Annotated in this window: 10 protein-coding genes and 2 tRNA genes; 9 read left to right on the top strand and 3 right to left on the bottom strand. The window is 70.9% G+C overall.

The genetic code is table 11. The features are described 5' to 3' along the window. Positions 1-346: 346 nt before the first annotated feature. Positions 347-1,444: a TIM barrel protein gene (locus tag ACZ6S4_RS44080; protein WP_465480611.1), complete on the top strand. Its 1,098-nt coding sequence runs from the start codon at positions 347-349 to the stop codon at positions 1,442-1,444. Positions 1,445-1,633: 189 nt separating this feature from the next. Further along, a complete protein-coding gene (locus tag ACZ6S4_RS44085; protein ID WP_465480612.1) occupies positions 1,634-2,641 on the top strand; it encodes a sugar phosphate isomerase/epimerase family protein in 1,008 nt (335 codons plus the stop codon). 72 nt (positions 2,642-2,713) lie between these two features. On the opposite strand, the gene ACZ6S4_RS44090 is transcribed toward ACZ6S4_RS44085, so the two are convergent. Next, positions 2,714-3,034, bottom strand: a complete 321-nt coding sequence (locus tag ACZ6S4_RS44090; protein WP_433726098.1) for a hypothetical protein — start codon at positions 3,032-3,034, stop codon at positions 2,714-2,716. A 207-nt stretch (positions 3,035-3,241) separates the two neighbouring features. On the opposite strand from ACZ6S4_RS44090, the gene ACZ6S4_RS44095 reads away from it, so the two are divergent. The 3 genes from ACZ6S4_RS44095 to ACZ6S4_RS44105 all read left to right on the top strand — a co-directional run bounded on the left by ACZ6S4_RS44095 (position 3,242) and on the right by ACZ6S4_RS44105 (position 6,923). Further along, positions 3,242-3,314 (top strand) — tRNA-Asn (locus tag ACZ6S4_RS44095). A gap of 297 nt (positions 3,315-3,611) precedes the next feature. Then, complete coding sequence (locus ACZ6S4_RS44100) at positions 3,612-5,567, top strand: GTP-binding protein (RefSeq protein WP_465480613.1); 1,956 nt, start codon at positions 3,612-3,614, stop codon at positions 5,565-5,567. An 84-nt stretch (positions 5,568-5,651) separates the two neighbouring features. Beyond that, complete coding sequence (locus tag ACZ6S4_RS44105; RefSeq protein WP_465480614.1) at positions 5,652-6,923, top strand: NAD(P)/FAD-dependent oxidoreductase; 1,272 nt, start codon at positions 5,652-5,654, stop codon at positions 6,921-6,923. Here the strand turns inward: ACZ6S4_RS44105 and ACZ6S4_RS44110 are convergent. Further along, on the bottom strand, positions 6,904-7,782 hold the full coding sequence (locus ACZ6S4_RS44110) for an SMP-30/gluconolactonase/LRE family protein (protein WP_465480615.1): 879 nt from the start codon (positions 7,780-7,782) through the stop codon (positions 6,904-6,906). The two genes, ACZ6S4_RS44105 and ACZ6S4_RS44110, sit on opposite strands and share 20 nt — an antisense overlap. Positions 7,783-7,842: 60 nt before the next feature. On the opposite strand from ACZ6S4_RS44110, the gene ACZ6S4_RS44115 reads away from it, so the two are divergent. From ACZ6S4_RS44115 to ACZ6S4_RS44130, 4 genes are all read left to right on the top strand, one after another. Continuing rightward, the gene (locus ACZ6S4_RS44115; RefSeq protein ID WP_465480616.1) at positions 7,843-7,986 is read left to right on the top strand and encodes a hypothetical protein; all 144 of its coding nucleotides are present in this window, start codon (positions 7,843-7,845) and stop codon (positions 7,984-7,986) included. 71 nt (positions 7,987-8,057) lie between these two features. Further along, positions 8,058-8,131 (top strand) — tRNA-Ile (locus ACZ6S4_RS44120). Positions 8,132-9,292: 1,161 nt separating this feature from the next. Continuing rightward, on the top strand, positions 9,293-9,706 hold the full coding sequence (locus ACZ6S4_RS44125; RefSeq protein WP_465480617.1) for a hypothetical protein: 414 nt from the start codon (positions 9,293-9,295) through the stop codon (positions 9,704-9,706). Between the two features lie 32 nt (positions 9,707-9,738). Beyond that, positions 9,739-9,996: a phosphorylase family protein gene (locus ACZ6S4_RS44130; RefSeq protein ID WP_465480618.1), complete on the top strand. Its 258-nt coding sequence runs from the start codon at positions 9,739-9,741 to the stop codon at positions 9,994-9,996. A gap of 682 nt (positions 9,997-10,678) precedes the next feature. On the opposite strand, the gene ACZ6S4_RS44135 is transcribed toward ACZ6S4_RS44130, so the two are convergent. Continuing rightward, a complete protein-coding gene (locus ACZ6S4_RS44135; protein ID WP_465480619.1) occupies positions 10,679-12,214 on the bottom strand; it encodes a hypothetical protein in 1,536 nt (511 codons plus the stop codon). Between the last annotated feature and the right edge of the window lie 173 nt (positions 12,215-12,387).

Consider the following 12,387-nt stretch of genomic DNA (forward strand, 5'->3'; position numbering starts at 1 on the left):
CGCCCCCCCTCTCCCCCCTCCCCCCCCCCCCCCCCCCCCCCCCCCCCCCCTCCCCCCCCCCCCCTCCTCCCCCTCTCCCCCCCCCCCCCCCCCCCCCCCCCCCACCGCCCTTTGTGGATCATGTCTGCGCCGGTCAGGGCGTCGCACGGCCGGTACGCCGCTGATCCGGCAGGCGGTCGAGGCTCGTATCCGGGGGCAGACAACCCACGGATGGAGGCGTCATGGCACCCCGTCGGTCCGCCACGACCGCATCGGAAAATCGCGGCCAGATGATCCATACTGGACGCTGCACGAACCGATGCACGTGCGAATGCACCGGTGACGCCCCGCTCCAGGAGGGATTCTGATGCGTTTGCGCCACCACTCGGGCCGGGTCGTCCATCTGAGCCACGGCACCCACGAGCGGCCACCCCGGGATCTCCCGGCCGTCGTCGAGCACCTCGACGCGTACGCCGCCGTCCGTGACCGGCTGGCCGTGGACACCCTGGGGGTGAGCCTCTGGCTCCCGCCCACCCTCGCCGCCGCCCTCGCGATCGACGGGCGCTCCCGCACCCGGCTGCGTGCCGAGATCGAAGCCCGCGGGCTCGAGATCGTCACGCTGAGCGGAGCGCCCTACGCCGAGGGCGGCGACGAGGACCCCGCCGTCCCGGACTGGAGCGACCCGGCAAGGCTCGAATACACCCTCGACCTGGCCCGCATCCTCACCGACCTGCTGCCCGAGGACGCCGTCCGCGGCGCGGTGACGACGACCGGCCTCGGCCCGCGCGAGGGCTGGGACGCCGCCAAGCAGAAGGCCGCCGCCCGGATCCTCTCCCGGCTCTCCGCCGGCCTGGCCGAGGTGGCCTGGCACACCGGCCGCGCGGTCCGCGTCGGCTTCCAGCCCGAGCCCGGCTTCGTGCTCGACGACACCGACTCGATCGTCGAGGCGTTCGGCCGGCTCGACCGCGACCGCCTCGGCGTCTGCCTCGACCTGGCCGACCTCGCCTGCACCTGGGAGAGCCCGGTCGCGGCGCTGGACCGGCTGGCCGCGGCCGGCATCGCGGTCATCCGGGTCGAGATCGCCGCCGCGCTCGAGGCCACCGATCCGGTCGCGGCCGCGGAGGCTTTGCGGGGGTACGTGGAAGCCGGCCACCCGCACCAGGTGACCAACCCCGCCGGCGCGAAGGTCGCCGACCTGACCCAGGCCCTCGCCGAGTTCCCGCCCGGCCCGTGGCGGGTGCGGTGCCACGTGCCCCTGCACACCCCGCCCGCGCCGCCGCTGACCGCCACCACGGAGGTCTGGCAGGCGGCCCTGCGGCATCTGCTCGGCGGTGGGCACCCCGGCACCGAATACCTGGCCGTCGAGTCCCCCGCTGGGGGCACGGGCGCCCAGCTCGCGTACCTGAAAAGTGCCCTGGGTGAGCTCGGGCTGTCGCCGCCCGCCGAGGCCTGCGCGGCACACTGATCGCGGGGCTTTCGCGGCCGCGGCCGCGGCTCTAGAGTCGGTGCAGGCACCGCCGCGACGGGCGGGCCGGCCCGGGAGGCGCAAACCCGGCCCGGCCGCGACGTCCCGACCGGGGATGCCACCGGCCCGCGGCCCTCGCGCGGGCCACCGGAACCCTTTTCGTGCACCGGCGAACAGGGAGTTTTGACAATGGCGCGACCCATCACGCTCTTCACCGGCCAGTGGGCCGACCTGCCGTTCGAGGAGGTCTGCCGGCTGGCCGCCGAGTGGGGCTACGACGGCCTGGAGATCGCCTGCTGGGGTGACCACTTCGAGGTCGACCGGGCGCTGGCCGAGGACGACTACGTCGACCGCAAGCGCGAGCAGCTCGCGAAGCACAACCTCAAGGTCTTCGCGATCTCCAACCACCTGGTCGGCCAGGCGGTCTGCGACCACCCGATCGACGAGCGGCACCAGGACATCCTGCCCGCGGCGATCTGGGGCGACGGCGAGGCCGAGGGGGTGCGGCAGCGTGCCGCCGAGCGGATGAAGGACACCGCCCGGGCCGCCGCCAGGCTCGGCGTGGACACCGTCGTGGGCTTCACCGGCTCATCGATCTGGCACACCGTGGCCATGTTCCCGCCGGTGCCGCCGGCCATGATCGAGCGCGGCTACCAGGACTTCGCCGACCGGTGGAACCCGATCCTGGACGTCTTCGACGCCGAGGGCGTGCGGTTCGCCCACGAGGTGCACCCCAGCGAGATCGCGTACGACTACTGGACCACCCGGCGCACCCTGGAGGCGATCGGCAACCGGCCGACGTTCGGGCTCAACTGGGACCCGTCGCACTTCGTCTGGCAGGACCTCGATCCGGTGAACTTCATCCTCGAGTTCGCCGACAAGATCTACCACGTCGACTGCAAGGACGCGAAGGTCCGTACCGGTGACGGCCGCCGCGGCCGGATGGCCTCCCACCTGCCGTGGGCCGACCTGCGCCGGGGCTGGGACTTCGTCTCCACCGGGCACGGCGACGTGCCGTGGGAGGACTGCTTCCGCGCCCTGAACGCGATCGGCTACACCGGCCCGCTGTCTGTCGAGTGGGAGGACGCCGGCATGGACCGCCTGGTCGGCGCCCCGGAGGCGCTGCAGTTCGTGCGCCGGCTGGCCTTCGACGCGCCGAGCGCGGCCTTCGACGCGGCCTTCTCGTCGTCCTCCTGACGCGTTCGTCGTCCTGAAGCGCCAAAGGCCCGGTCCACCGTCGGTGGGCCGGGCCTTGAGAAGCGGTACTTGTCAGTACGTGGTGCCGGTGCCGTTCGACGAGGTCATCCCGGACCCGCTGGTCGACAGCGTGCTGGTCTCGGTGCCCGTGCTGGAGCTGGTGCTGGCGGACTTGAGCTTCTCACCGAGCTTGGACTCGTTGAGCTTGTCCTTGCCCTCGGTGTAGAGCTTGTTGGCCTGCGCCTGGGCGACTCCGGCGGCCTCCTGGACCGTCGGGTGCTCCCACACCTTCTTGGCGTTGGCGGTGATCTCTTCGTACTTCTCCCGGCCGGCACGGCTGCCCAGGACGAAGCCCGCCGCGAGACCCGTGATGAACATGAGCTTTCCGCGCATGGCGGCTCCTTCCGTTCGGTGACGCTCGTGCGTCGAAGAGGTGCTTACCCATCCTGCACCTCAGTCATGCCCCCGGTCGGTGTTTCATCCCTGTTGCGCGCGCCCCGGCGCGCCGGGTCACCCGTTTTCACCCGGGGCGGGCGGTCATGTATTGTCGTTCCGGTCGCCACCACTACCGCGGAAGCGGGAGCGGGGGAGACGGTTCGATCCCCTGTAGCTCAATTGGCAGAGCAGCCGGCTGTTAACCGGCAGGTTATTGGTTCGAGTCCAATCGGGGGAGCTCAGACGGCGGAGGCCTCTGCTTGCGGAAAGCGCAAGCGGGGGCCTTTCTTCATGTCTGCTCAGGGGGCCGAGCCCCCTGAAACCCCACGGTGCGGTCGGCTTCCGCACTGTGGTGGCCCACTCTTCGTGTCTGAACCGGTACGCCTCTCGACGCGTAAATCGGTCGCGGGCGCCTTGGCGGTCCCGGTATACCTGCAGAACGACGCCACGGCGGCCCGACCACCTCTACGAGGAGTGACAATGCGAGCAGCTTCCACGCTCCGGACCTTTGACCGTCCTACCGTGGAGATCTGCCTTGCCCTTGTTGAACCTCGGGATCGTCGCCCATGTTGACGCCGGCAAAACCAGCCTGACCGAGCGCCTGCTGTACGAGGCCGGCGCGGTGTCCCGACCCGGGAGCGTCGACGCCGGCACCACCCGTACCGACTCGATGGAGCTGGAGCGTCGCCGCGGCATCACCATCCGGGCGGCCGTCACGTCCATCGCCGTCGGTGATCTGATGATCAACCTGCTGGACACCCCGGGCCACCCCGACTTCATCGCCGAGGTCGAGCGTTCGCTGGCCGTGCTCGACGCCGCCGTGCTCGTGGTCTCCGCCGTGGAAGGCGTCCAACCGCAGACCGTGGCCATCTGGCGGGCGCTGCGCCGCATCGGCGTACCCACGGTGGTGTTCGTGAACAAGGTCGACCGCGGCGGCGCCGATGTCGGCGCCGTCCTGACCCAGCTCCGGCGCCGGCTCGCGGCGCACCCGGTTGTGCTCACCACGGTCACCGGGCAGGGCGGGTACGACGCCCGGGTGCACCCGGCCGTTCTCGACACCGAAGCGGTGGTGGCGGCGGTGGCCGAGGTCGACGACGCGGTGGCGGCCCGGTGGCTGATGAACCGGCCGGTGCGCGCCCGTGACGTCCGGCGGGCGATCCGGCGCGCGGTACGACGTACCGAGCTCACCCCGGTGACGTGCGGCTCGGCGATCACCGGTGCCGGGGTACGCGAGCTGTGCCAGGTCCTGGCCGAGCTGTTGCCCCGCGGCGAGCACCGGGACGGGCCGCCCGCCGGTACGGTCTTCGCCGTCGACCGCGACAGCCACGGCCGGCGCGTCTGGCTGCGGTTGTGGTCCGGGCAGCTGCGCGTACGGGATCGGGTGCTGCTGCCCGGCGCCCGGCCCCAGACGGTGACCGAGATCGCCGTCACCGAGCCCGCCGGTGTGGTGGTTCGGCCGTCGGTGTCGGCCGGGCAGATCGCGGCGGTACGCGGCCTGTCGGCCCGGGTGGGTCAGCTCGTGGGGGATCCGCCGCGGCGCCACGCCTACCGGTTCCCGCCGCCGACCCGGCAGGCTCTCGTCGAGCCGGTCGAACCGGCGCAGCGCCTGGCGATGTTCGCCGGCCTGGCCGAGCTCGCCGACGAGGATCCGCTGGTCGACCTGCGGCTCGACGACCAGCAGGAACAGGCGGTGGTCCGGCTGCACGGCGAGGTCCAGAAAGAGGTGCTCGCCGCTCTGCTGCAGGACCGGTACGGCGTCCGGGTGCGGTTCTCCGGCACCCTGACGGCGTGCATCGAGAGGGTCGCCGGCACCGGTACGGCCGAGGAGCGGATCCAGGAGCGGGGCAATCCGTACCTGGCGGGCATCGGACTGCGTCTCGACGCCGCCCCGGTCGGACACGGCATCGAGTTCAGTCCCGGGATCGAACCCGGCCGGCTGACCCCGGCGTTCGTCGCGGCCACCGAGCAGGGGGTAAGGGCGGCACTGCGGCAGGGCCTGCGCGGCTGGCCGGTGACCGACTGCACGGTCACCATGACGTCCTCGCAGTACTGGCCGCGCCAGAGCAAGCCGCATCAGAAGTTCGACAAGTCGATCTCGTCCGTGGCGGCGGACTTCCGTAATCTCGCCGCGGTCGTGGTGACCGCGGCGCTGCGCCGCGCCGGCAGCCGGGTGTGCCAGCCGATCGAGCGGTTCGAGATCAACCTGCCACCGCACGCGGTGGATCCGGTGCTGGCCCTGCTCGGCCGGTTGGGTGCGGTCGTGCGCGACACGGCGCCCGCCGGTGGGTACCTGGAGGTGAGTGGTGACCTGCCGTCCGCCCGGATACCGCAGGTCGTGGCCGCGCTGCCCGACCTGACCGGCGGCGAGGCGGTGCTGACCACGCGCTTCGACCACTACGCGGCGGTCACGGGCGAGGAGCCGCCGGTGCTGCCCCGGCGTGGACCCGACCCGGGGGACCGGGAGGCCTGGTTCCGCGCCGTACCCAGGTAGGCGCTTCTTTCTTTCTCCCTGCCGGGGACCGGTACCGCCGTTAGGCTGAGGTCTGCGTTGTTTGTCCTCCAGTGAGGTGTGCCCGTGTCGCAGCCCGTATCGGTGGACGTCGTCATCGTCGGCGGCGGTCTCGCCGGGCTCGCCGCTGCCCGGCGCCTGGACCGCGCCGGGGTGAACTGGCTGCTGGTGGAGGCGGCCGACCGGATCGGCGGCCGGGTGGCCACCGACGTGGTGGACGGCTGGCGGCTCGACCGCGGCTTCCAGGTGCTCAACACGGCGTACCCGCGGGTCCCCGCGCTGGTCGACGTCGACGCCCTGGACATGCGCTACTTCACCTCCGGCGTGCTCGTACGCCGCGGCCCGGGCCTGCACCGCCTGGAGAATCCACTGCGTGAGCCGCGCTCGGCGCCCCGCACGCTCACCTCGGGAGTGGGCTCGCTCGCCGACCGCCTCAAGTTCGCCGCGCTGGCCACCCGCTACGCGACGTTCCCACCGGCCCGGCTGCTCGACGCCCCGGAGATGACGACCCAGGAAGCGCTGCGGCGGGCGGGGTTGTCCCACCGGATGATCGAAGAGGTGCTGCGGCCGTTCCTGTCCGGTGTCTTCGCCGACCGCTCGCTGGACACGTCCAGCCACGTGCTGGCGATGGTGCTGCGCTCGTTCGCGCGGGGCCGGATCGGGGTGCCGGCGAGCGGGATGGCTGCCCTGCCGGCGGCGGTGGCGGGCCCGCTGCCGTACCCGCAGCTGCTGGTCGGCGCCCGGACCGTGTCGGTCAGCCCGGGCCAGGTCGTGACGGACGGCGGCGAGCTGCGCTGCCGCGCGGTCATCGTGGCGACCGACCCGGCAACGGCGGCGACCCTGCTGCCCCGGCTGCCGGTGCCGGACATGCGCGGCCTGACCACGTACTACTTCGGCGCGGACCAGGCCCCGATCGACGAGCCGACCCTGCTGCTGGACGGTGACCGCCGCGAGATCGTGGCCAACACGGTCGTGATGTCGAACGCGGCCCCCGAGTACGCCCCCGCGGGCAAATCCCTGATCGCGGCCTCGTCGGTCGGCGTATCGGCCCCGTCCGGCGCGTCGGAGGCGGTGATCCGGGTCGAGCTGGCCCGCATGTACGGCGTCCCGACCGAGGACTGGGAACTGCTGAGCGTGGTGACCCTGCCGCACGCCCTGCCCGCGGCGAACGTCCCGCAGGCCCGCCTCCGCAAACCGGTGGCGCTGGGCGACGGCCTCTTCGTGGCGGGCGACCACCGCGACAGCCCGTCGATCCAGGGCGCGCTGGCCAGCGGCTGGCGTACGGCCGGCGAGGTCCTGTCCTCGCTGGGCGCGACGGTCAGCTCGCCGGCGGCCTGACCGCCAGCGCGGGCAACCCCGGCGCGGGCGCGTCGGTGACCAGGACCGCGCCGTCGTCCGGGCCGGGCCGGTCGAGACCGCCGCGACCGCTCGTGACGACCAGCCGCGAACCGGCGAGGCACACACTGGTCGGCTGCCGGGCGGGCACGGGCACGACACGATCCAGCTGCCCGTCGGGCCGGTAGCGCCGCACGGCACCGCCGCCGAAACACGCCATCCAGAGGAACCCGTCGGCGTCCACGGTGAGCCCGTCGGGGGAGCCCTCGCCCTCGCCGGAGCCGAGCTGAACAAAGTCCTGCCGCCCGCTGAGTTCCCCGGTGGCCGGGTCGAGGTCGAAACGCTGCACCAGCCCGAGCGGGGTGTCGGAGAGGAACATCGTCCGCCCGTCAGCCGTGATGGCGGGCCCGTTGGCGATGGTCAATCCGGTGAGAACGGTGTGCACCTTGCCGTCGGGGTCGAAGCGGTACAGCGCGCCGCCCTTCGGCGACTGGTCGCAGGCCATGCTGCCGGCCCAGAACCGCCCGGCCGGATCGGCGACGGCGTCGTTCATCCGCCACTGCTTGCCGGTGACCGGCTCAGCGCCGGCAAGTTCCCGGACCCCGGCGGGCTCCAGCAGCCAGAAACCGGTCCCGGCCGCGGCGAGCCAGCTTCCGGGCGCATCCCGTACGGGGGCCACGGCGGCCAGTGGCACGTCGAGCTCGGCCAGCTGGGTCAGGGACTGCGGCCCGGAACCGGTCGGTGTGGGCGTACCGAAAAGCCGCCCAGCCGGAATGTCGACCAGCACGACCTGATCATCCACCCAGCGGCTGCCCTCGCCGAGCTCGAACCGGTCGGAAGAGAGCGCACGCACGTCGGTCATGCCCGGCACATCCCCTCAGGCGCCGGGCCTGAAACAGGCCGGGCCGGGTAGAGACCGGTCATGGACGACAACAAGGAACCCGCCACCCAAGGTCCGCAGGACCCGGCCCAGGAACACCCGCCGCAGGAGGCCCACGGCGGAAGCATGGCCCCGGACCTGGTGGACGACACCGGCCACCCGAAGCCGCAGGACGACGAAAAGTAGCCGCTCACCGTGCCGTCGGCGAAGATCGGTAGCTCGGAGTTGAGCAGCCGGGATAGGATCGCCGCCGGTACGGGGCGGTAGCTCAGTGGGTTAGAGCAGGGGACTCATAATCCCTCGGTCGCGGGTTCGAGTCCCGCCCGCCCCACGGTATTGGCTCCGGGGGCGACCCCCGGACACCCCACGGTGCGGTGATTGCGCGTGGCGAGTTGGTCACGGCCACACATTCCGCTGGGACGTGCGCCCCCGGCGCTGTGCCCTGCTTGACGACGTGAATGGCCTCATGACAGGTTGCTCCTCGACAAGGGCTGGGCTGGGCCACCTCGGGCCGTGGAGCGAGGACGAATACGTCGCGCTCGGCGAGGCTGTGAATCGGATCGAGCTGATCGACGGGAGCCTATGGGTGACCCCGCGCCGGGCAAGCGTCATCAGCACATCGATACAGATGACGTCGGAAGCGCCGTTGAGGCCGCCGAGGCCAAGCTCGTTGTCGAAGTGGTGTCCCCGAGCAACGCTGGACAGATCGGTTGCTCGAGCCGCAGTTGTACGCGGCGGCCGGCATCGGCTGGTATCTGCGAGCCTGGGTGATCGGCGGGCGCCGGGTTGGCGGCCGGCAACATGTTCGCCCCGGGCACGGCGAACACCAGGCCCCGGGACCACAACCATCGGGCTGACGGCCGCGGGTGCCGCAACGACCGGACACGCCCGGCGGGAGCTCGATCTGTTTCTGGCCGTCGTACGCCATGCGGCAGAGTTGGAACGCGACTACGACCCGCCGGCTGACCAGCCGAATATGCAAGCAAGTCGGCCCTCGGCCGATGTCGCCACGCTTTTGGAGTTGTCCTTGCCCGAGGCGCGGCCCTGCTGACACGGCTCAGCGTGCTCCTGTACACGGAAAGGTGGGGATGGACCACCTTCGGCGGCCTGGGCGCGGACACTTGGGAAGTCCGGATAGGTCGGGAGGTACGCCCGTTCCGGAACGTTCGTGACCTCGCCGCTTACTGGGAACTTCGGCCCAAGCACTGGCTGGCGGACGAGCCCGGGAAGCCGCGTCAGCCGCTGACCGCAGTGGCCGCGGAGTCGCCCAGTGGGAAGAACGAGACGTGGACGGACTCTCGCCGTACTTGTGGGGCGAGTACCGAGTTGACGGGAAGCCACGGTTCACCGTGGCCGTGGCCCGGCCCACGTACATGGGGGCCGCACGACGGGGTCGTTCCTCGGGACACTGGTCAATCGGCTCCGCCCTGCGTCCGTTGCCATGTGTGGTGTGTGCGCCGGCAATCCCGCCAACACGGCATTGGGTGACGTCGTGGTCGGTGAGCTCGTCTATGAATGGGACGAGGGCAAGCAGTCGATTGCGGGGTTCGAGGGCGATCACCGGCAATTCCAGCTGGAGCACCGCCGGCTGCGAACCGCGCAGGAATTCGACGCCCGCAGCCTGGCCAGCTACGGCGACGCGACCGAGGACGAGGCGTTGCTCTGGTTCCTCGAGCAGCTGCACCGCGGGCAGCGACCGCGCAGCCACCCCGCGCGCGATGCCTACTTCCCGAGCGGCACCTGGCCGCGGCGCCTGGCGCAGCTCGAGAAGGACGGTCTGATCCGGCGTGAGTCGACCGGCGAGGCCGTATTGACCAGCGAGGGATCCGAGTTCGTGCAGCGACGGCTCTACGACGACGTCGATGGCCCGCAGCGCCTCCCGTTTCGTGTGCTCACCGCCCCATAGCCAGCGGCGGTGCTGACATAGCCGACGCCGATGTGTGGAGCCGCTTGCAGGGGATGGGCATGCGGAAGATCGCCGCCGTCGAGATGGAGGCTGCGACCATCGCGACCGTCGCCCATGATCAGACGATTCCCTGGCTTGTCGTCAAGGGCGTGAAGAACCACCCCGACACCAACAACGACGACCGCTATGAACGATTCGCCGCCCGCGCCTCAGCGCAAGTCATGTTCGCCCTGCTGGAAAAAGGTGGCGCCGGCAGCCATGGCCACGGTCGGCGATCCGACCGTAAATGACGCCACCACCAAGCCCACAGTTTGGCCTCGTCGGTGCCCAGGAGGCGCCACCGGGACTATCTCCAGGAGAAGGGGTGGCATATTCCCGATCGAGCAAGGTTGTTCATCCAGGCTCATCGTTCCAATGTGTTGTCCGAGGTGGCCGAGCTTCTCCTGAAGCCGTAGCGTTCGGACTAGTGCCTTCCATCTCGGCGAGATGCACGAGCTGGCATGGGATAGACGCAGCGTTAAGTCGCTGACGTAATTGGGGTGACCCGTGAAGGACAGCCAGATCGAGAACGGTGACTTGGACGTCAATGAGGTCGCAACCCTGAGCGGGTTCGCGTGCGGCCCGAGCGCCATGAAGCGATAACGACCGCGCCGCTGCGACCCGGCCGTTTGCACCGGCAGTGGCTCTCTGTCATCACCATGACGAAGTTCGCGTCCTCATGGCTGGGGCTACTCCGTAAACCTGCGGTTCAGGCCTTCTGCCTACGGCTGGGTCGAGGCGCTCCGCGACCTCGTCCAGGTCGTCCTCGAAGAGGTCCGCGTACGCGTCCAGTGCCATTCGCCGCCGAGGTATGCCCGGGCATTCGCTGGACCGCTTTCACGTTCCAGCAGGCCGGCATACCGACGGCGGGTGGACGGCTTGAGTTCGACCTGGCCGTCCAGCCCGCCATCCCACGGCGCGCTGTCTCGCGGGTCAGTCGTCGTACTGCAGCGTCAACTGCACGGTCTTGGGCTTGTCGGGATTCACCCTCACGGTCGTCGCCGAGGTGAAGTCGGCGCCGCCGTGCCAGCCGGGCCGGAATTCGGTGTCGGCGACATACCGCAACCGGACGGGCTGGGCCGCCACCCCGCTGAGGGTGTGCGTGTAGCTCATCGTCGCGACGTAGTCGCCCGTCTTGGCGTTGAACACCTCGACGTGCAGATAGCCGTTCCACGTCTGGCCGTCGCTGCTGCGCGCGGTGATGTTCATGCCCGGACCGACCCGGGTGAGGGCGGCGTTCGCCACGCCCGGCGTGTCGATGCCGGCCAGCACCGGGGTCGCGGCCTTGCGGTTGGTCGCGCCGCCCGACCAGTAGGACGCGTACGACTCATGGTCGTAGAAGTACGAGAACTGCAGCGGCCACTCGTACGGACCCAGGTTCGGAATCGTGTACTTGCCGTCGGTCCAGTATTCGATGCAGTGCGGGCCGCCCATCGGGTTGCTGTCGCCCGGGCGTACCGGCAGTACCGACGCGCACCCGTTCAGGAGCGTCTCGCCGGTCGCAGCGTCGGTGACGACGCCGGTGATCGAGGCGGCCGGGTCGAGCCTGATCGTCGGAGCCGCGATGCTCTTGCCGGCCACGACGGTGATCTTCTGGGCCCGGTACTGAATGCCGGTGCCGCCCCGGGCGCCGACCCACTGCAGGCCGTACGAGGTGCGGCCGGGGTCCGCGAACAGGGTGTAGGTACCGGGCGCCAGCCCGCCGAGCAGGACGGTTCCGTCGTCCTTGGAGTAGTTGTCGCCGCCGTACTGGCACATCTGCGAGTCGAGCGAGCCGAAGGTGAGGGTCAGCGGTACGACGCACACTGACGGCACCGGCTCACCGGTGGCCCGGTCGAGCACGGTCGTGGTGATCGCACCGGTCGGTGTCAGCGCGACGGCGACGTCGGTCTGCGCTCCCGGGGTGACCCGGACGTCGTTCAGCGTGGTGCCGGCGTGCAAGCCGTCGCTGGAGGTCACATAGATCTCGTGAACGCCCGCGGTCAGCCCGTCGAGGGTGAGCACACCGTCGGTCGCGCCGCAGGTGCCGGGGAAGGTTGAGTAGGGGCTTGCGCAGACGGCGTCGACCGGCGCGCCGCTCACCGCGTCGGTCACCGTGAGCCGGACGCCGCTGCCCGGGGCGTAGGTGTCGTCGACGTCGACCGTGGCTCCGGCGTCGACGTCGATCACCGTCGCCGAGGAGAAGGTGAATTTCCCGTACGCCCACTGCCACTGAGCATCGAAGTTCGACCGCACGCCGAACTGGATCTTGTACCGCCCGGGGGTGACCGAGGGGAACGTGTAGTCCCCGTCGGCGTCGGCGGTGACCTGGCCTGCGCTGCCGCCCTCGATGGTCCACAGATTCACGGTGATCGCGCCGCTGCTGGTGTGCGTGATCGTGCCGCTGATGCTGCCGGTGTCACTCGCGTGTGCCGCGCCCGCCGGTGCCGCCGTGACCGCGGCGAGCACCGTGGCCATCACCGCCAGCATCTGCCTCAACCTGCCCGTTCTCATCTGCACCATCCCCGCTCCTGTGCGCTGTGTCGGTGGATTCTGGCACGCTGCCCATCGACGCGGGGTGCCCGTCCACAGTGGCGCAACTTACGGTCCGTCGAGGACGGATGGGACCTCGCGGGAATCGACGGATGGCTACGATCCGCACG

This window comes from Actinoplanes sp. NPDC051405, assembly GCF_055586185.1.